This is a genomic window from Paenibacillus sp. FSL F4-0122 (assembly GCF_038002845.1).
GTDB lineage: Bacteria > Bacillota > Bacilli > Paenibacillales > Paenibacillaceae > Paenibacillus_AQ > Paenibacillus_AQ odorifer.
Genome location: NZ_JBBODI010000001.1, coordinates 4233860 through 4255145 on the forward strand (window position 1 = coordinate 4233860; position 21286 = coordinate 4255145).

The following is a 21286-nucleotide window of genomic DNA, read 5'->3' on the forward strand; positions in this document are numbered from 1 at the left end:
ATGGAAACGGTTAAACGTAAAATAAAATGGTCCCTTCCTCATAGTTATACATTGATTTTTCTGATTATCGTGGCTATTGCCGGATTAACCTGGATTGTCCCGAGCGGCCAATTTGACCGTCAGGAAGTGCTGGTGGATGGTTCCTCCAGAACAGCCATCATCCCGGGAACCTATCATACCGTTCCCAAAATCAGTGAGCAAGGGGATTTGAGACAAGGATTTGCCCAAATTGCCAGTGCGCCGTTAGAAGGAATCATCAATGCTGCTGATGTCGTCGCCTTCGTCCTGATTGTAGGGGGAGCTTTTGGAATTATTCTGCAGACTGGGGCGATTGACCGGGCACTGATGGCTCTAGCCGGAAGACTCAAAAGTAAAGGGATATTACTGATTCCGATAGCCATGGTGATTTTCAGCCTGGGGGGTTCAACCTTTGGAATGAGTGAAGAAATCATTCCGCTTTATGCCATTTTTATACCGTTAATGTTTGCCTTGGGCTTTGACTCCATGACGGCGATTCTCATTCTATTTCTCGGAACACAGATCGGCTATGTCGGATCAACTGTTAATCCTTTCTCTGTATTGATTGCGCAAGGCGTAGCAGGGGTGCAGGGAAATCCACAGCTATGGCTCAGATTTATTGAATGGGTTGTTTTTACTGCGATATCGATTGGTTTTACGATGTGGTATGCGCAGCGGGTGAAGAAGAATCCGGAGAAATCAGCGGTATTCCAAAATGATATTCTAAACCGCCAACACTTCATCAAGGAGAACGATGGGATAGATGTAAGTTTCTCGAACCGGGATAAATTAATTATTGGAGGCTTCATCTTTACCTTGGGGCTAATTGTCTGGGGAATACTGAGCAAAGGCTGGTATATGACCGAGATCGGAGCGCTTTTCTTTGCACTTGGGATTTTTTCGGGGATTGTCACCCGGATGAGTCAGAAGGAAATTGCCGAGAATTTTGTTAAAGGTTGCGGAGAATTTATCTACGCTGCCGTGATTATCGGTTTGGCCCGGGGGATCCTCGTCGTTGCAGAGAACGGGATGATTATCGATACCATTTTGAATGGGCTGGCTACTATGCTTGAGGGCTTGCCGAATTACTTGTTCACCACCATCATGCTGGTCGTGCATAATATTATTACGTTCTTGGTTCCTTCTTCATCAGGAGAGGCGGCCTTGACGATGCCTGTGCTTGCACCATTAGGCGATCTTGTGGGTGTTAACCGCGAAGCAGTAGTAACCGCATACCAATTTGGAAATGGATTAACGAATCTCATTTCGCCAACAGGCGGTGTGCTGCTGGCAGGTTTGGCCATCGCCCGGATCAATTTTGGACAATGGTTAAAGGTAATTCTCAAGCTGTTTCCGATTCTTTGGCTGGTGGCGGCAATCTTTGCCGCAGTTTCCTCAGCTGTAGGCATGTAGTGGATAAAAAATATTGCAAAGCCATGCGGGATTTCCCGCAGAAGATAATCAAAATCCCAAGGTCATACTGACCTTGGGATTTTTGACTCTATATATTAATCCTATTCCCCTCACATCCCATCTGTAGAAAATGAATCGTCCTCCTAACTAATTTATTTTTGTTTATTTTAACAATTAATCGGCACTCTCCTCTTTGTTGTATATTTCCTCCTGATTTGTGGCCACAAATAATGTATGCTAAGAATTTAATCCGTTATTTACCTATCCGTCAGTTTCTGCCGTTCCAAACAGCAGAATACAAACTGTTCAGAAGATAACGCTTCCACGTATGATGTATTCATAACCAGCTGAGTGCTTCATCCGATACTAGTATCACAAATGAGGGAATTTAAGGTGAGAGAATATACGATTGTTAATATTTTATATACCCGCAAGAGTCCTGTGCGCATGAGTGAGCTGATTGCCGAAGTGGGGTTGTCTGAACGGACTCTCCGTGACGTAATCCGTGCACTCGACAAAACAGGAGAGGCGAATGGTTTTGGTATCCGCATGATCCGCGGCCAGGGTTATCTGCTGGAGATTGGTGATGAAGCCAAATTCAGTAGCTACCAGGAAAAAGGAATGCTGCAGCTGGATCAGGTGGATCTCGATAATAAGCAGTCACGCCAGCAGTATTTGCTATTTTATCTCTTACAGAATGATGGCTATCAGTCTATGGATAACATGGCGGAAGAAATCGGCGTCAGCCGTTCTACCATTATTTCTGATCTGAAGGAGGTAGAGCAGCGACTGGCCGCTTTCCGGCTTAGCTTGAAACGCCGGGCTCATTATGGCATGAAAATCGAGGGGGAAGAGCAAGACTTCCGCAAAGCCTTTTCTTACTTTATCTTGCAATCGGGTCATACGCTGCAGCATACGGAGGATTTTCATGCTTTTAGTCAGGACTTTGATGCTGAGCAGCTTAAGGGATTTCTACTGCAAATCCTCAAGGAAAAAGAACTGAAGATCTCAGATGTGTTTCTGGATAATATCTTGACCCATCTGTTCATTCTTCTATACCGGGTTTCCAAGCACAATTTCATTGTGGCTGGTCAAGCCTTGCAGGGAACACCTGAGCTGCTGTATCAGGATATTGCTAGGAGCATCGCAGATTTTATCTCCTCTCACTACCGGATTAAGCTTCCGGCGGATGAAATTGATTATTTGGCGCTGCACATTTCTGGCAAGACCATTATGGAGCGGATGTCGGAAGAGACCAAATCGCATCTGCGGGAGGGAATTACGGCTATTCTGGAGCGCTTGGACCGCGAGTTCCTCACTGGATTCACTCAAGATCACGAGCTGCGCGAAGCGCTTCTATTGCATATGTTCCCGCTGCTGAACCGGTTGTATTACAATCTTCAGCTCGGCAACCCATTGGTGGAGGATGTTTACAGCCAGTATGCCAATGTGTTCGTCATTTCCTTCCGCTTCGCTGAGATTGTAGAGGAGCAGTACGGGTTTCGGATGTCGCGCGATGAGGCAGGGTATGTCGCGTTGCATTTTGCCACCCATCTGGAACGGATGCAGCAGCGCAATCTGGAGAAGTTCAAGCGGATTGCCGTGATCTGCTCGACGGGAGGGGGCAGTGCCCAGTTAATCCGGCTAAAGCTGGAAGCGGTATTCCCCAAAGCGTCGGTGATCACAGCCTCCATTACGGAGGTGGAGGAGATCAGCAGCAAGCCTGTGGATCTGATTCTCTCTACTGTACCGCTGGCAACAGAGATTAAGGAAAAACCGGTGATCCATATCAAACAGCTGCTGGATGATCAAGAGATTCAGCGGATCAAAGAAATATTGTCTTTGCAGATTAATCGTACAGAACCGTCCTACAAGCTGATGGATTTCAAGGATTTGTTCCGTAGGGAGCTGTTCCATCTGTCTGGTTCGGACGAAGATTACATGGAGCTGTTAAAGCAGCGCTGCCGGGAGATCGTGGGCAATCATTATGCAGCTGACGATTTCCCTGAACAAGTGCTGCTCAGAGAGCAGAAATTCACCACCATTTACAAAAATGGGGTGGCCGGCCCGCATCCGATGCGGATGAGCGCGATCCGCGACTGTATCAGTGTAACCGTGTTGAAAAAACCGCTGATCTATGAGGGGAAGCCGGTCCAATTGATTTTTCTGATCAATCTGGGTCCGGGGCAGTTGTTCCTGCACAAAGAGATCAGCAAGCTGCTACTGGTTCTAATGGAGAAGGAAGACAGCCGTAACCGGCTGCTAAACACGAATAGTTATGAGCAATTTATGAATGAGATAGAGAACCTACTATAAAAAATGACGATACGGAGTGGAGAACCCATGGATTATGAACAAACGATTATGCAGATTATTGCCAGCAGCGGAGAGGCAAGAAGCCTTAGCCTAAAAGCGGTAAGAACCGCGCGCGCCGGAAACCTGGAAGAAGCGGGCGAGATGATTAAGAACGCCAAGACCAGCCTGACCAAAGCACACAAAGTGCAAACGGGGCTGATCCAGGCTGAAGGCCGGGGCGAAAAGACAGAAATTACGCTGCTGATGATTCACGCGCAGGATCATTTGATGAATGCCCTGACGGTTAGAGAACTGGCTGTGGAATTGATCGAAGAAATCAAAGAACGCAAAGCACTCGAACTAGAATTGAAAGGATCGGTGAACTAAGATGAAAAAAATATTGCTCGCCTGTGCAGGCGGATTCTCGACAAGTATGCTGGTGGAACGGATGAAAGAATCGGCACGGACACAAGGGGTTGAAGTGGTTATTGATGCGGTGGCGGAGAGTGATATCGCCGATCAAAAGCCTTTTGACATCATTATGCTTGGACCACAAATGGGACACGCCGAAGGCGATCTGGCCGCAGAATATCCGAACATTCCAGTAACTACGATCGATATGATGGACTATGGCATGATGGATGGGGACAAGGTGCTGGCTACAGCACTTGAACTGATGGAGAAGGGGGCTTAAGTCATGGCAGGCGGCGCAGAATGGAGAGCCAAGATCCAGAAAGTCAGCACGAAAATCCAAAAAAACACCTATATCAGCGCTATTTCCAACGGTCTGATGGCCTTGATGCCAATATTGATTCTGGGCGCTATTTTTTCCCTGATTAATGCACTCAAGCTTGATCCTTATCAGAATTTCCTGGAAAGCACTGGACTCAAAACTTATACTTCGATTCCGGCAACCGTAACCACTGATTTGATCGCACTCTACGCGGTGTTCTCCATCGCTTATAATTTCGCTACCCAACATAAGCAGCAAGGCTTCTCGGCAGGGATTTTGGCGCTGATGAGTTTCTTGCTAGTTACACCAAAAGGTCTGCTGGATGACGGTGTGACCAAAGCATTTGGTTACTCCTGGTTAGGCGCCAAGGGATTGTTTGTGGCAATCATCCTGGCACTGCTGGTAGGTAAGATCTATACCTTTGTATTGGAAAAGAAATTCTATATCAAAATGCCGAAGGGTGTTCCGCCCACGGTCGAGAAATCTTTTGCCGCACTTACGCCTGGTTTTATCGTAGCGGTTCTGATGCTAGTGCTGACGGCGATTTTCGCCGCAACGAAATATGGCAATATGCACGAGTTTGTCTTCTCGATTATCCAGCTGCCACTGACTAGTCTGGGGGGTACCTGGTGGGCGATGCTGATCTGCATCTTCGTAATTCACCTGCTGTGGTTCTTTGGAGTTCACGGCACCTTGGTAGTCTATTCCGTTGTCGGCCCGATTTGGGTGGCTTTGGGACTAGAGAATCTGGACGCTTACCAAAGAGGTGTGGAAGGTACGCATATCATTGGTTCACCGTTCTTCCCGGTTTATGTACTGATCGGTGGTGCGGGGGCAACGTTAGGTCTCATTATTGCGATGTTGTTCGCCAAATCTACACGTTATAAGACACTTGGTAAACTGGCAATTATCCCAAGTCTGATCGGTGTCAATGAGCCGGTGATTTTCGGGATGCCATTGGTGCTGAATGTTCGGTTTATGATTCCGTTTATCCTGACTCCGCTGGTGAGTAGTGGTCTGGCGATTCTTCTGACGACGCTGGGTATCCTTCCTGTGCTGCACGGGATTCAGGTGCCGCTGGGCATTCCGGTGCTGGTTAATGGCTGGATGAACGGGGGCTGGCGCGTAAGTGCGTTCCAGCTGGTTATGATTGGTGCAAGCTTCATGATCTACTATCCATTCTTTAAAAAAGCCGATGCCGAAGCGCTGGAGCAAGAGCAGCAGGCTGAAGCTAAAGCGGCAGCAACCGCTGCCACCAATTAATAAAAGGAGACTCAACCGATGACTTATCCATTTCCGGAAAACTTCCTGTGGGGCGGTGCGGTAGCCGCCAATCAGGTCGAAGGCGCGTATAATGAGGGCGGGAAGGGTTTGTCTACTGCTGATGTAGTCAAATATTGTCCTCCTAAGGAACGGCAGAGCCTGGAACTGTTATTGTCCATGTCCGGCCCACAGCTAGAAGAGGCCATACAGGATGATAATCAGGGGAATTACCCCAAACGCAGAGGGATTGATTTCTACCACCGCTACAAAGAAGATATCGCCTTGTTCGCTGAGATGGGTTTTAAGGTATTCCGTATGTCCATCTCCTGGCCACGTATTTATCCGAATGGCGATGAGCAGGTACCTAACGAGGCAGGATTGCGTTTCTACGACGATGTTTTTGATGAGTTGCGCAAATATAATATCGAGCCGCTGGTTACCATTTCCCATTATGAAATGCCTGTGCATTTGGTCACCAAATACAACGGCTGGGAATCCAGAGAACTGGTTGAACTGTTCGTCCGTTATGCGGAAACTGTGTTCACCCGTTACCGGGATAAGGTGAAGTATTGGCTGACTTTCAACGAAATCAACTGTACGCTCAAAGCGCCGTTTCTGGGCGCAGGGATTATTCTGGATGGCAAGTCAAATGAGAAGCAGGTTGCTTTTCAGGCTTTGCATCACCAGTTCGTAGCCAGTGCGCTTGCGATTAAGCGGGGCCGGGAGATCAATCCGCAGTTCCAGATCGGCTGCATGCTGGCCCGCAAGCTGCTCTACCCATATTCCTGTCATCCCGGTGATGTACTGAAAGCGCAAGCGGAGAACCAAATGGCAATGTTCTGCTCCGATGTTCAGGTTAGAGGTTATTATCCTTCTTATATCCGCCGGCATTTGGAGCAGCATGGAGTGACAATAACCATGTTGCCGGGGGACGAAGCTTTGCTGCGGGACAATCTTGTAGATTTTCTTTCCTTTAGTTACTACATGTCCTCAGTAGTCAGTGTGGATGAGAGCATCACGGCCACCACGGAAGGTAACCTGTCCTCAGGGCTGAAGAATCCCTTCCTGAAAACTTCCGATTGGGGCTGGCAGATCGATCCAAAGGGGCTGCGGTTTGTGCTCAAGGAGATGCATGACCGCTACCAGCTTCCTTTGTTCGTAGTAGAGAATGGTCTGGGTGCTGCAGATGTACTCGAACTGGATGGCACTATCCGTGATCCATACCGGATAGAGTATCTGGCACAGCATATTGAGCAGATGGCGGAAGCCATTGCCGATGGCGTGGAGCTAATGGGCTACACCAGCTGGGGCTGTATTGATCTGATCTCGGCTTCCACCTCGGAGATGCGCAAGCGGTACGGCTTCATTTATGTTGATCAGGATGATGCAGGCAATGGAACGCTGCTGCGTCTGCGTAAGGACAGCTTTTACTGGTACAAAAAGGTCATAACCTCTAACGGTGCAGATTTAAGATATTAGTGTGGTGTTATAGTCCTTGTTCATTTTTTATGAAAACCTTGAGAAATCAAGGTTTTTTTGTTTTTTTAATAAGGAATAGGAATCTTGTGAGTTTCTTCTTATAACGAAGTTTTATCCGGGAAGGCACTTAACTTATGGGCAAGCCGCTTTTTGGCCGACTATTTTTTTAGGTATTCCGAGAAGTTCTCCTGAAAGTCCAGTGAATGAATATCTTCCCGAAGATGGTGGTGGATTAGCGGACCGATATTGGTGGTTTCCTTTTGCACCATAAGCTCAAGAATGGATTGGTGTTCGCTCCAGATTTCTTCCAGCTTGTCGGTCTTGAGCATGTGCAGTCTGCGGTACCTGAGATAATGTACATTCGACTGCTGGATCAGAGTCCACAGATACTCACGTCCAGCAAGCCTGTACAAGGCCCGGTGAAACTCGTCGTCTAAATTAAGGAAAGAATCTACAGCATTCTCCTGCCCGATGACCTCTTTTTGTTTCTTAAGAATCTCCTTCAGTTCGTGCACCCCGGGTAGTAAAAGCTGTGCAGAAAGATCCTTGAGGATCTCCTTTTCCAGTGTGCAACGCAAGTATGTGATTTGTTCAACAGATTCTAGATCAATAAAGGACACAATATTACCTTTTTTCGGGTAGATATCGGTATAAGATTCCAGTGCAAGCTGCTTGAGAACATCACGCAACGGCGTACGTGAAATCTGAAACCGCTCAGACAAGGCTGTTTCACTTAGAATGGTACCTGGCTTTAACGCCAGCGTGAGGATTTCTTGCTTCAATGTGTTTAGAATTTCAGCTTTGATTGACATTTCTGTTCCTGCTTTCAATTGTTGATGACAGATACAGTACTAGTATACATGATAAGTTCGTTCATTAAAATTATCGAGATGAAAATAGGGTGGAAATTCCTTGTTTTTATGATAAAATTCCTGATGAATTTGTGATTGACAAAGAATTGTTCTTATTCTATGATCAAGTAAATCTTGTATACAAGATAGATGAAAACGAATTCACAGGAGGGTTTATCAATGAACATGACGTGGAGATGGTACGGCGAGGGCAATGACAATATCACGCTGGATCATATTCGGCAGATTCCGGGTGTAATGGGGATTGTCTGGTCTTTGCACGAGAAAGTAGCTGGAGAAGTGTGGGAAATGGAACGGATCCAAGAAGTGGCGGATCAAATCACCAGTAAGGGTTTCAGCACGGCTGTAGTAGAAAGCGTCAACGTTCATGATGATATCAAAATCGGCTTGCCGACCCGTGATAAATATATCGATATTTATATCGACACCATTCGTAAACTCGCCAAGGTTGGCGTTAAGGTGATCTGCTATAATTTTATGCCTGTTTTCGATTGGACCCGCACAGAGCTGTATAAAGAGTTGCCTGATGGCTCGAATGCCCTCTTTTATGAAAAGGCTGCCATTACCGATAATCCGCGTGAGATGGTGGACCGGATTTTGAAGGGAGCTGGACAGTTCACGATGCCGGGCTGGGAGCCGGAGCGGCTGGCGAAGCTAGATGAGCTGTTTGCGGCTTATGCGGATGTGACGGAAGATAAACTGTTCGACAACCTCCAGTATTTCCTGGAACGCATTATTCCAGTATGCGAGGAAGTGGACATCAAGATGGCTATTCATCCGGATGATCCGGCTTGGCCGATCTTTGGACTGCCGCGTATTATCCGCAATCGGGATATGATCCGCCGCTTTCTGGATTTGGTGGACAGCCCGTACAACGGTTTGACGTTCTGCACAGGGTCACTCGGCACGAATCCGGATAACGATCTGCCAGCGATGATCCGCGAGTTCCATGACCGTATTCATTTTGCACATATCCGCAATGTGAAGGTATTTGAGAACGGTGATTTCATTGAGGTGTCGCACCGTGGGCGTGACGGAAGCGTTGATGTGGCCGAGGTGGTCAAAGCCTATCATGAGAACGGATACATTGGTTATGTACGTCCGGATCACGGGCGTCATCTGTGGGGGGAAGAGAAGAACTGCCGCCCGGGTTATGGTTTGTATGATAGAGCTATGGGCATCATGTATTTGCTTGGTGTCTGGGATAGCTTGGACAACGTCAAGGAGGCAAAATAAATGCTGCATCTGACCAGAAGCAGTATCCAAGGGGAAAAAGCAGCTTGGAAAGCTGCTGGAGTGGAGCTTCCACAGTTCGACTATGAGCAGGTAGCAAACAATACACAGCTTAAACCGGAATGGATTCATTTCGGTGCAGGTAATATTTTCAGGGGATTCGTGGCAAATGCTCATCAGAAGCTGCTGGATAGCAGGAAGTCGGATACAGGTATTATTGCGGTGGAGACCTTTGATTTCGAAATGATTGATAAAGTCTACAAGCCCTACGACAATCTGACCCTTTTAGTGCTGATGAATGCTCGTGGTGATTTTCAGAAAAGAGTAGTCAGCAGTATTGTGGAGGGAATCGCAGCGGACAAAAACCGTGAAGCGGAGTACCGCCGATTGATCGAGGTGTTCGAGAATCCGAGCCTGCAAATGGCCAGCTTCACCATCACGGAGAAGGGATACTCGTTGACGGATCCGCATGATAAATATCTTGGCATTGTGAAAAAGGATATCGAGAGCGGACCGGAGCATCCTGTTCATGTCATGAGCATTGTAGCTTCGCTTGCTTATCGAAGATATCTGAAAGGCCAATATCCGATGACCTTTGTCAGCATGGACAACTGCTCACACAATGGCGACAAGTTGAAGAACGGTGTTGTGTCCATCGCTAAGGAATGGGCCCAAAGAGGACTTGTTGTGGAAGACTTTGTGCGCTATCTGGAAGATGAACGATTAATAACCTTTCCATTGTCCATGATCGATAAAATCACACCACGTCCTTCGGAGAGTGTACAGGCCGCGCTTCTGGAACAGGGAATTGGCGATATGGATGTAATCATTACCTCCAAAAACACATATACCGCTCCTTTCGTAAATGCCGAGATTAGCGAATACCTTGTAGTGGAGGACAACTTTACGAACGGACGTCCACCACTAGAGGAAGCCGGAATTATTTTTACGGACCGGGAGACAGTCAACAAGGTGGAGACGATGAAAGTAACGACCTGCCTTAATCCGCTGCATACGGCGCTTGCTGTTTCCGGTTGTCTGCTTGGCTACACCTTGATCGCGGATGAGATGAAGGACGATACTTTGCGGAGGTTTGTGGAGATAATCGGTTACAAAGAAGGTCTGCCCGTCGTAGTGGACCCGGGGATTCTCAGTCCAAAGCAGTTCCTGGACGAAGTCCTTAAGGAGCGTTTTGCCAATCCATTTATCCCCGATACTCCACAGCGGATTGCTACAGACACTTCGCAGAAGGTGGGTATACGGTTCGGTGAAACTATTAAATCCTATATTCGACGGGAGGAGCTCGATCCAGCGCAGCTAACAGCGATTCCACTGGCTATCGCGGTGTGGTGTCGTTACTTACTAGGAGTGAATGATGCTGGAGAGGTCTTCACATTGAGTTCAGATCCGTTACTAGAAACACTGCAAGGTTACCTGCAAGGAGTTTCGCTTGGAGACCAAACCGCAAGTGTGCGCCCCATTCTTGAAGATGAGCGACTTTTTGGGGTTCCGTTGTACGCAATTGGTCTAGGCGATAAGATTGAGGTTATGTTCCAGGAAATGATGGCAGGCCCAGGAGCGGTACGGAGAACATTAGAGAACTATTTGAAGTGAAAGCTAGGCAGTTAAGTAGATTTGATTTAATATAGGGTAAAATAAAGCAAAAAAAGTCCCTAGGCAATCAATCGGGGCTTTTTTTGTATGATTTTAAAAAATCCAAACAAAGTGTGAAAAGAATCTTATGTAAAATGAGAAGAACGAAAGTTAAACTAAAAACATGGCGAATAACCGGTGTTCGTCAACTGAGCGACGAATTTTGAGGGGGTTCAACACCATGTTGTGGAGCGGGCAGAAAGGCCGGCTGGAGTAGAAGCGGCGAAAAGGAAGCGGGATTTATACCGTAGAATGAGGCGGATGGAGTGGTTGCGGAGACAATAGAGGCATTAATGCCCTAAAATGTTGCGGATCGAGCGGATGTGGCGAAAGGAACGGGATAAATCCCGTAGAATGCAGCTGATCGGGCGAATACGGAGAAATCTACGGGATAATTGCTTTAGAATGCAGCGGATGGAGCAGATGTGGAGAAATGAACAGGATAAATCCCGCAGAATGCAGCTGATCGAGCGGATGTGGCGAAAAGAACGGTATAAATCCCGCAGAATGTACCGGATCGAGCGAATACGGAGAAATCTACGGTATAAATCCCGCAGAATGTACCGGATCGAGCATATACGGAGAATTCTACGGGATAAATCCCGCAGAATGTACCGGATCGGGCGAATACGGGGAAATGAGCGGTATAAATCCCGCAGAATATATCGGATCGAGCGAATACGGAGAAATCTACGGTATAAATCCCGCAGAATGTACCGGATCGAGCGAATACGGGGAAATGAACGGGATAAATCCCGCAGAATGCGGCTGATCGAGCGAATGTGGCGAAATGAGCGGTATAAATCCCGTAGAATGCAACGGATCGGGCGAATACGGGGAAATGAACGGGATAAATCCCGCAGAATGCAGTCGATCGAGCGGATGTGGCGAAAAGAACGGTATAAATCCCGCAGAATGCAGCGGATCGAGCGAATGTGGCGAAATGAACGGGATAAATCCCGCAGAAAGCAGCGTATGGAGCGGATGCGGGGAAAGGAACGGTATAAATCCCGCAGAATGCAGCGGATCGGGCGAATACGGGGAAATGAACGGGATAAATCCCGCAGAATGCAGTCGATCGAGCGGATGTGGCGAAATGAGCGGTATAAATCCCGTAGAATGCAGTCGATCGAGCGGATGTGGCGAAAAGAACGGTATAAATCCCGTAGAATGCAGTCGATCGGGCGGATACAGAGAAATGAACGGGATAAATCCCGCAGAATGCAGCGGATCGAGCGAATGTGGCGAAATAAACGGCATAAATCCCGCAGAAAGCAAAGGATCGAGCGGACCGGTCCGGATCAATACACCTTAAAGGAGTGATTCCGCCCATTAACCGGAGAACCACTCCTTTTTTATAGCCAACTTTATAATCCAATCAACGACGACCTCCGTGATCGTTAACTGTGTAAATTGCTGAACTCGATTCGCGAGCTGAAGGACCTAGTAAACTCTTTTTCGATTATTGTTTTCATGATGTTGTGATGCACTTTGAGTTGTGATTGATCGGCGTGGTCTCTAAGGAGTTCAAAGAGCGCTGCTGATTTTTTGAAGCCGGTATCATCGTCTAGCTTGATGCTTAATAACAAGATTTCTAGAATAGTGTTGATTGTATCGTACATATTCTCTTGTTTATAGTAATACATCGCCAGCAGATAAATGTAATCCTCATGGTATCTGATATTCACAATAGTCTCATGTTCTCCTATGTCATCAACATTGATTTTGAATTCCTTCAGAATCCAATCAACGGAATAATCATGTATTATCGAAGATTCTAAGATTGTAATGAGTCCCGGCAATAATTCTTCATCATCACTTTTTCTAATAAACTCAACGTATTTATGTAGGACTCCCATTTTGCCTTCCAGCAGATCGATAACGTATGAATTGGCTTTTGCTATATTGCGGTAATATTCGACTTCATTAATACCCTCTTCATCTAAACCTACTATCCAGCCTAGGTCAGCATACTTCTGAATACATATTTTTGCCTCGTCAAACTTACCGGATTTTTGTAGTGCTATACCTTTTGCGCATGAGCTATATCCAAAATAATAGGGGATACTCCGTTTCAGTTTAGGACCTCTTATGAGGTTACTATTGTTTTCATATATGACGGAAATTTGTTCATGTAGCTTGTCTGCAATTTCAATCATGGCATCCCAATTCTCAAATGAAAATGATGCCTTAAGCATCTGAATCAAGGAATCCACATTCAACCCTTCCAAATCCAACTTCAATCCTATCTCCCTTTCTAGAGCATATCATGCATCGATTTAGATAATTGTATTTCATTTCTAAATTATTCATTTATTTTACATTAAATCATGTGATTTCCATCACGTTACATAAGGTCAAAAGGGTCTTTATTAATATTTTCAAAATAGATCCAGCCCATATTATCTTCCTTAAGTTTCTATTGTTGGAGGAATAATGTTTGTTCTGTTGTTCATTTGTCCCCTTGTTTTTGGGTTATTTGTACGTAAAATGCGGAAATGTACCTATCGTGGAACTCGTTCTTCCTTTATGATCATCCCGTAAAGAAAGCGCTATCAAAGAAATTTTAACCACATTTTATGAGGGGGAAGGATGATTTGAAGCGAATGGGAAAAAAGCTGGGAATGAGTCTGTTGGTATTTATAATTGCAGCAGCGCAGTTCGGTTTCACAGGAACACAGGGCAATGTGGCACTAGCAGCTGAGAAGAGTATGGCGCAAAAGCCCTATATGGGCTGGAGCAGTTACAGCATGCAGGTGTATGACGGTGCAGGTAACTGGACCTCGGCCGAAAGCATCAAAAAACAATCGGATGTTATGCATGAGAAGTTGCAAGCCCATGGGTATGAATACATCAATATTGATGCGGGCTGGAATGGCAGCATGGATGAATACGGCAGACCGATTCCAAGTGAGACCTTATATCCTAACGGATTTCAAGAGGTCATCGACTATGTTCATAATAATGGACAGAAAATTGGAATCTATATGATTCCGGGGGTATCCATCGATGCCTATAATCAGAATCTAGAGATTTACGGAACGGGTGGCCAATGCCGTATACAGGACATTACAGCCAAACCGCTTACCATTATGGATTACTGGAATTCTTACACTTATAAAATTGATTTCACAAATCCATGTGCCCAGAAGTATGTGGATTCCATTGCGGATATGATTGGCGAGTGGGGCATTGATTTCGTCAAATTTGACAGCGTGACTCCTGGCTCGGGGATTGACAACTTAAGCCGTGATGCGCGCGGCGATGTAGAGGCATGGTCTAAGGCTTTTGACAGAAATAACATCTGGTTTGAGCTGTCCTGGGCGCTCGATCACAATTACGTGGATTTCTGGAAAAAGTATGCCAACGGTTGGCGTATTGACTGGGATGTGGAAGCTTACGACGGCAGTGGGCTGACAGCCTGGCCGAGTATTTCCCGCTTGTTCCCCAAAGCAGCACTTTGGTGGAGGGATGCAGGTCCTGGTGGCTGGAATGACTTTGATTCTCTGAACGTTGGCAACGGATCAATGGATGGTCTGACCAAAGACGAGCGGAAATCCGCGATGACATTCTGGTCAATCTCTTCCGTGCCATTGTATACAGGTAATGACATGACTAGGCTGGACAGCTATGGTCTAGAACTGCTTACCAATGATGAGGTAATTGCCGTAAATCAGGCAGGACGTCCAGGCCATCCGGTATCTATGGATACCCAGCAGCAGGTTTGGTATGCCAATAATGGAGATGGCACTTACAGCGTAGCTCTGTTCAATTTGGGCAGTCGGAGTGCGGAGGTGAAAGTCAAATGGAGTGATCTCGGCCTTGAGGGCCCGGCTTCCGTTCGCGATTTATGGAGTCACACTGAGCTGGGAGACTTTGAGAAGGAATTTAGCGGAGGGATACTTGAACCTCATGCGTCGAGGATGCTTAAAGTTACAGCATTAGGTGGCACCTCTACAGTCAATGATGATGATACAGGTATGCGCTACAGCGGGGATTGGAAGCGAAATGGTGGCAAAGAGCTGCTAGAAGGAAAGCAAGATTTGAGCATTACGATCAAGGATTCCTCGTCTGCTCCGTCGATGGCTTCACAATCGGATGTTACGAACTATGGGACTGACCCGTCTGAGAATTCGTCTGCTGCGAACAAGGCAACGGTCACTAATGTAGTATACATTAATGATAATGACAGCGGCATTAAATATAATGGCGCATGGCAGGTAAGCTCATCTAGAGGATTGGGTGATTATAAAGACGATGTGCATTATGCCGAGAAGAACGGTGATTCCTTTGAGTACACCTTTACGGGCACTGGCATTGACCTGCTGACCGAAAAGCATGAATCTCAGGGAGATATGATTATTACGCTGGACCATGAGGCTGCACAGACCGTTAGTGCTTATAAAACGGGATCAAGAGAGGTACAGCAAAATCTGTACAGTGTCTCGGGACTGGCTAACGGCTCTCACACGCTTAAAGTGGCCAAAAGCTCAGGTGATTTTATGCTGCTTGACGCATTTAAGGTGACTACAGAAACTCCAGCAGGAGGACAGAATAGTACCATTACTCCGACATCTGCTAGATTCGACCAAGCAACAGAACAACAAGAGGATGTTACTGTCACCCTGAATTTGAATGGTAATACACTGAGCAGTATTGAAAATAATGGCGAGGCACTTTCGGAAGACGATTTTACGGTGACGAATGACAAGTTGACCATCCATAAGCAATACCTTGCGCAGCAGCCGGCAGGCACAACCGACTTGATTTTCATTTTTAACGCTGGTGATCCACAGACCCTGTCGATACAAATTAGCGATTCTACAGGCATTCGTTATGTGATGATTAATAACGATGATTCGACAGTTAAGTACAATGGCACTTGGAACCGCAGCAGTGGCAGAGGATTGGGCGACTATAAAGACGATGTGCAATATACGGAGCAGAATGGTGATTCTTTTGAATATACCTTCAGAGGAACGGGGATTCAGCTGTTCACAGAGGTAGATGAGTCACAGGGTGATATGGATATTTATGTTGACGATCAATTTAAGGAAACAGTCAGTGCCTATCATCATGGACAAATGTCACTTCAGAACCTTTACAGCATTTCTGGCTTACCGGATGGTATGCACACGCTCAAGGTTGTGAAGAAATCAGGCAGATTTATGCTTCTTGATATGCTCAAGGTAGAAATTCCGAATATGATTAATCCGATCGCTGCCAGCTTTGATAAAGCTGCTTCCGCTCAGGAAGATATTGAGGTGACATTATTGCAGCAAGCGGAAAGCTTTGCCGGCATTACTAACGGATCATATGATTTGGTTCTGGGGACTGATTATTCAGTAGCAGGTAACCGTGTTACACTGAATAAATCTTATCTTGCTGCACAGCCAGTGGGCACGCTGAACCTTAAGTTTACTGTAGGGGGAGATTATCTTAATGATGTTCACTCTACATCAGTGGACGGTGATTCCTTTGAATATACCTTCAAGGGTACCGGAATCAGCCTGATTACACCTATTGGTCCAGAGCAAGGTGATATGGATATTTATGTGGATGGACAACGGGTCCAAACCGTGAATGCGTATAGTCAGAGCCGCGTGAGCCGTCAGGAAATTTATAGTATTTCGGGATTGGAAGGCGGGATACACACGCTTAAAGCTGTGAAGAAATCTGGTGATTTCATGCTGACGGATCAATTGAAATTCACAGTTTCAACGATTCCTGTTGTATCTCCGACACCAACGCCAAGTCCGACACCAACATCAACTTCTACACCGACACCAACATCAACACCAACATCAACATCAACACCAACATCAACGGATTCGGGTGGCTCGTACATTCCAGCTCAGCCTTCTTCCACACCTGCCTTGACTCCGACGCCAACTCCGGCAACTGGAAACGAGGATGGATCTGCAGGGAATGGCGAGTCTAATACGATCCGTCATACCGCATATATCAAAGGTTATCCGGGTGGGTTCTTCCAGCCGGAGCACGAAATTACGCGTGCTGAGATGGCAACGATTCTTGCCAATGTTTCTGAGAAGGGGGCTACTGGAGCAGGTGTCGTGTTCAGTGATGTGCCTTCTGGTTACTGGGGTGCTGATGCCATAACTAAAGTAGCGAAGATGGGACTAATAAAGGGTTACAGCGATGGCACCTTTAAACCTAATCAAACGTTGACGCGTGCAGAAATGGCCACTCTGGTGACCCTGCTTAGAACGGATTCGACGCAGAAGGGTTCCGGTTTCTCTGACATCAATGGACATTGGGCACAGGCGGCGATTTTGCAAGCCCAAGGTACTGGCATTTTCACTGGTTATAATGACGGGACTTTCCGTCCTAATGCCAAGCTTACTCGTGCCGAAGCTGTTGTGGCTATGAATAGAGCTTTAGGAAGAGGTCCCCTAATCAATGTAACGAATCCACAGTGGGCAGATGTTCCGGCAACACATTGGGCCTTCGGCGACATTGAAGAAGCTTCGACGGATCATGTCTTTACATCTGGATCAGAGGCCAGAGATCAGAAGAAGAACTGATTGTCTAGCCAAAGCAATGATGAAGGGGGCCGTTACTGGCCCCTTTTTTCTAAATGACAGGAGGGCCATGTAAGGGTCACACATCGAAACAGCTAACGCACTATAGATAAAATATCGGAATTGCCGATAAAAGGCAGTGATAACGGCGTAGATCGCTGTTTTTTTTCCATTTCTGAAGAGGTGCAGGAGGGTGAAGAGAGTTCGAACCCTTGACTATGAAGCAAAATGTTTTAATCTATGGTAATGATAGCGCTATCGAAATGTCATATTGAGGGAGGCTAACTACGCTGAAATATTCCAATATCTTTCGTAAATTTCTAATCTCTTATGTGGTCATTTTGGTCATACCCAGCATTGGCGGGTACATGTCCTATCTAACCTCAATCTCCGTGACACAGTCCATCTCGATTGAGAATGGAGTCACTCAGCTTCAGAAAAGTCAGGAGATATTGGAGCGCCGTATGGCGGAGGTTGAAGGCTTTACCAGGCAATTGGCGGTCAACCAGGAGCTAAATGTTCTTATGAATGAAAGTGAAAATGAGACGAATGTGTATGGGATTTGGAAAACGATGCGGAATGTTTTGACTTTCGGTCAGACTAATGATTTTTTGCAAAACTATTATATTTACCTCGCCAACTATAATCTTATCCTAACCCCAGGTTCGACCTATCGTCCGGAGCATTACTACTCTAATTTCAACTATAAGGATCTTTCGTTACAGGATTGGAGAAAAGAAGTGCTTGAGACAACCCACCGCAGCGAGATCAAGCCACTTAGTGATTTTGTCAGCAGGGGGATGCAAACCTCGGTTATTACCTATATGCAGTCACTCCCCTTGGATAGCTTTAATGATTCCTCGCCGGCTGTCGCAGTCGTGATTATTGATGAAAAAAATATTTCCAGCTTGCTCTCAGGCCTGACCGAGCGATACGGGGGCTGGGTGCATATTAGTGACGCTAAAGGGAATACGATTGTTTTGCAAGGAAGCGATGAGCAGAAAATGGTCAAAATGCTCGACGATCCAGCTTTTGATAAGAATAAGGTCAGTCAGTTCTACAAGGATGATCTGGTGATTACTACCCGTTCCGATTCCAATGGCTGGGTGTATCAGACCGGGATTCCTCAAGATATTTTGATGGAGAATGCTAACAAGATCAAAAGAATCTCCATACAAATTACAGGAGGCACTCTAATTATCGGTTTGATTGCCGGACTGATATTAGCTTACCGTAACAGCGCGCCAATCAATCGTATGCTCAGCGTCATGAAGGAGCAATTCGGTAAAGAAGAAGCCTCGGAGAGGAATGAATTTGACTTTTTGAGCGGAAATATTGCCGATATGATTACCAAAAATAAGCTGCTCGAGTCCGAGCTTAACCGCCAGCTTCCTCTGGTCCGAGATGCCTTCCTGAAACGGCTGATTGCCGGTGAATTCAAGACGCGGGATGAAATTATCTCTGCAGCCAAGCAGGCGGATATCAGCATGAATCAGGATACTGGCTACGTAGGAATTGTTCAAATTAACGGATATGCGGGTATGGACAGTGTTGAAATTCTGAACGAGTTGAGCGCTTCCCGGCTGCTGCTGAAACAGACCTTGGCTGATCTTGGCGTGGATGTCTTGATGACGGATATGGGCTCTGATAAAGTTGTAACGCTGTTCTTTTCTAGGGAAAAAGGAGCTGACAAGGAACAGGAAGCAGCGAATATCACCCAGACGATGGAGGAGCTCGCTCAAAATGTCTTTAATGAGTACCGCATTACCATTCTGGCGGGCTTCGGGGATCTATTCACAGAGGTAACGGAGGTTAGCCTTTCGTATGATCAAGCGAAGCAGGCGCTGGAATATGCAGTTTACATGAATAAGAAAGGAATTATCTGGAGTAGCGAAGCTCAGATCGAGAATACAACTTATTATTATCCGCTGGATTCGGAGCAACGGTTAATCAGCACGATTCGAGCCGGAGAGCTAGAAGAAGCCGAACGGATTGTGCGTGCGATTATCGCCCAGAATATGGAGCAGCGAGAATTATCCATCGAAATGAAGCACCAGCTTGTCGGGGAAATGAAGGGGACTTTTCTCAAGCTATTGGATCAAAAGGCATTTACCGAATATTCAGATATCGAGAGTGTCAAACGGCGGGTCATAGACATTGGCTCATCAGAGTCGCTTGAGACGATCCAGAACGAATTTTTTGACATTATGGAAGAGCTGTGCGGACTCATTGCGAATAAAAAGAAAGATATTCATATTCAAATCATCAAGCAGATTAAGGACTACACAGCAAAAAACTATTCGGATACGGAACTGACCCTCTACCGGGTGGCGGAACAGGTGGAGCGGCCGGAAAAATACATTTCCCAGCTGTTTAAAGAGGTAACGGGTGTCAACTTCTCCGACCATTTGATAAAAGTCAGAATGGATCAAGCCATTATCCTGCTCAAAGAGAATGGATTAACGGTGGATGAGATTGCCGTGCGGGTGGGCTACAACAGTTCACATTCCTTCAGACGCGCATTTAAAAGGTTGATGGATGTCTCCCCGAGTACCTATAGACAATCTGTGGATGAATAAAAAAATATGCCATAACATACGGCTGCACTGTCCACTTTGGACGATGCAGTCTTTTTTCTGATTTCAACCCTGCAATTCGGAAAAATGGCTGTTCTACTGCTATTTTGTGCTCCTCAGATAAGGCGATTTGTACGCTGAAGTCCCCAAGTGTACCTTTCTTTTGGAGATAAAAGTCATCTATGATCAATCCGTAGAAAGCGCTATCAAAAATCACAGACATCTGCTTAGGGGGAATTGTTCTGGAGAAAGAAATAGTATTACATCGCAAGTCGTTGCCGAAAAGCAAAGGCCCCGCATTCTTACAAAATGCTCGCAAAAGCATAAAAAAGCACTGGCAGTTACATCTGCTTGTGATTCCGCCTTTGCTGTTTTTTATCATCTTCAAGTATTATCCGATGCTGAACACTGTCCTAGCCTTTAAGGACTATAACGTCATAAAAGGGATATGGGGAAGTCCATGGGTCGGATTTAAAAACTTCCAGCTCTTCTTTGAGAATCCGCAGTTTTGGACGCTGCTCAAGAATACTATTATGCTTAGTGGCTATCAGTTGCTGGCGGGTTTTCCAATCCCGATTATTCTTGCGCTCATGATTAATGAGGTACGGGGAGGAAGGTTTAAGAAATTCGTTCAGCTTGTATCGTTTGCTCCTTATTTCATCTCGACGGTTGTCATGGTGTCAATCGTTATGCTATTTCTGGCCCCACGGCTCGGTTTTGCCAACATTGCACTCAACTTCTTCGGACTGGATTCTATTAACTTCCTAGGTGAACCCGGCATGTTCCGTTCGATTTATGTGTGGTCTGATATTTGGCAGACAGCGGGCTACAGTGCAGTCGTATATTTGGCAGCGCTTGCAGGGATAGATCCAACACTTTATGAAGCTGCCAAAGTTGATGGAGCCTCGCGGTTTCAAAAAATCCGTCACGTCGATTTGCCAGGGATTGTGCCAACTATTGTTATCATTTTGATTCTGAATGTAGGGAATGTAATGGCGATCGGCTTTGAAAAAGTCTACCTGCTACAGAACCCGCTTAACCTCGTTAATTCTGAGATCATTGCCACTTATGTCTACCGGGTCGGTCTGTTGAATGCCAATTACAGCTTTGCAACTGCGGTGGGCCTGTTCAACTCCATCATCAACCTGGTTCTCTTATTTACAGTAAACGGTCTGGCGAAAAGAATCACGAAGAACAGCATCTGGTAGG

The 21286-nt window shown here is 46.2% G+C and carries 14 protein-coding genes; 12 read left to right on the forward strand and 2 right to left on the reverse strand.

What is annotated here, in order from left to right; translation table 11 throughout:
- The 6 genes from MHH49_RS18290 (at position 1) to MHH49_RS18315 (ending at position 7201) form a co-directional block, all read left to right on the forward strand.
- A complete protein-coding gene (locus MHH49_RS18290; RefSeq protein WP_076099844.1) occupies positions 1-1431 on the forward strand; it encodes a YfcC family protein in 1431 nt (476 codons plus the stop codon).
- 393 nt (positions 1432-1824) lie between these two features.
- Positions 1825-3747 (forward strand): BglG family transcription antiterminator, encoded by a 1923-nt coding sequence (locus MHH49_RS18295; protein ID WP_076275155.1) that lies wholly within the window; start codon positions 1825-1827, stop codon positions 3745-3747.
- A gap of 27 nt (positions 3748-3774) precedes the next feature.
- The gene (locus tag MHH49_RS18300) at positions 3775-4113 is read left to right on the forward strand and encodes a PTS lactose/cellobiose transporter subunit IIA (RefSeq protein ID WP_038572728.1); all 339 of its coding nucleotides are present in this window, start codon (positions 3775-3777) and stop codon (positions 4111-4113) included.
- A 1-nt stretch (position 4114) separates the two neighbouring features.
- Positions 4115-4420, forward strand: coding sequence for a PTS sugar transporter subunit IIB (locus MHH49_RS18305; protein WP_036683292.1), 306 nt, complete (start codon positions 4115-4117; stop codon positions 4418-4420).
- 3 nt (positions 4421-4423) lie between these two features.
- Positions 4424-5722 (forward strand): PTS sugar transporter subunit IIC, encoded by a 1299-nt coding sequence (locus MHH49_RS18310; RefSeq protein ID WP_036683289.1) that lies wholly within the window; start codon positions 4424-4426, stop codon positions 5720-5722.
- Between the two features lie 18 nt (positions 5723-5740).
- The gene (locus MHH49_RS18315; RefSeq protein WP_076099841.1) at positions 5741-7201 is read left to right on the forward strand and encodes a glycoside hydrolase family 1 protein; all 1461 of its coding nucleotides are present in this window, start codon (positions 5741-5743) and stop codon (positions 7199-7201) included.
- Positions 7202-7359: 158 nt separating this feature from the next.
- Here MHH49_RS18315 and MHH49_RS18320 read toward each other — a convergent pair whose 3' ends face one another.
- Entirely contained in the window at positions 7360-8013 is a 654-nt protein-coding gene (locus MHH49_RS18320; RefSeq protein ID WP_036683283.1) for a GntR family transcriptional regulator, read from the reverse strand.
- A 219-nt stretch (positions 8014-8232) separates the two neighbouring features.
- Between MHH49_RS18320 and uxuA the strand changes: the two genes are divergently transcribed.
- From uxuA to MHH49_RS18335, 3 genes are all read left to right on the forward strand, one after another.
- Complete coding sequence (gene uxuA, locus MHH49_RS18325; RefSeq protein ID WP_038572722.1) at positions 8233-9309, forward strand: mannonate dehydratase; 1077 nt, start codon at positions 8233-8235, stop codon at positions 9307-9309.
- A complete protein-coding gene (locus tag MHH49_RS18330) occupies positions 9310-10920 on the forward strand; it encodes a mannitol dehydrogenase family protein (RefSeq protein WP_076099839.1) in 1611 nt (536 codons plus the stop codon).
- Positions 10921-11280: 360 nt separating this feature from the next.
- Positions 11281-12282 (forward strand): hypothetical protein, encoded by a 1002-nt coding sequence (locus MHH49_RS18335; protein WP_341138379.1) that lies wholly within the window; start codon positions 11281-11283, stop codon positions 12280-12282.
- Positions 12283-12359: 77 nt separating this feature from the next.
- On the opposite strand, the gene MHH49_RS18340 is transcribed toward MHH49_RS18335, so the two are convergent.
- Positions 12360-13202 (reverse strand): DNA-binding protein, encoded by an 843-nt coding sequence (locus MHH49_RS18340; protein WP_141118619.1) that lies wholly within the window; start codon positions 13200-13202, stop codon positions 12360-12362.
- 363 nt (positions 13203-13565) lie between these two features.
- Between MHH49_RS18340 and MHH49_RS18345 the strand changes: the two genes are divergently transcribed.
- The 3 genes from MHH49_RS18345 to MHH49_RS18355 all read left to right on the forward strand — a co-directional run bounded on the left by MHH49_RS18345 (position 13566) and on the right by MHH49_RS18355 (position 21285).
- Entirely contained in the window at positions 13566-17504 is a 3939-nt protein-coding gene (locus MHH49_RS18345) for a X2-like carbohydrate binding domain-containing protein (RefSeq protein ID WP_256717870.1), read from the forward strand.
- Positions 17505-17869: 365 nt separating this feature from the next.
- Entirely contained in the window at positions 17870-20080 is a 2211-nt protein-coding gene (locus MHH49_RS18350; RefSeq protein WP_341138380.1) for a helix-turn-helix domain-containing protein, read from the forward strand.
- Between the two features lie 350 nt (positions 20081-20430).
- A complete protein-coding gene (locus MHH49_RS18355; protein ID WP_038574727.1) occupies positions 20431-21285 on the forward strand; it encodes an ABC transporter permease in 855 nt (284 codons plus the stop codon).
- Position 21286 lies beyond the last annotated feature (1 nt).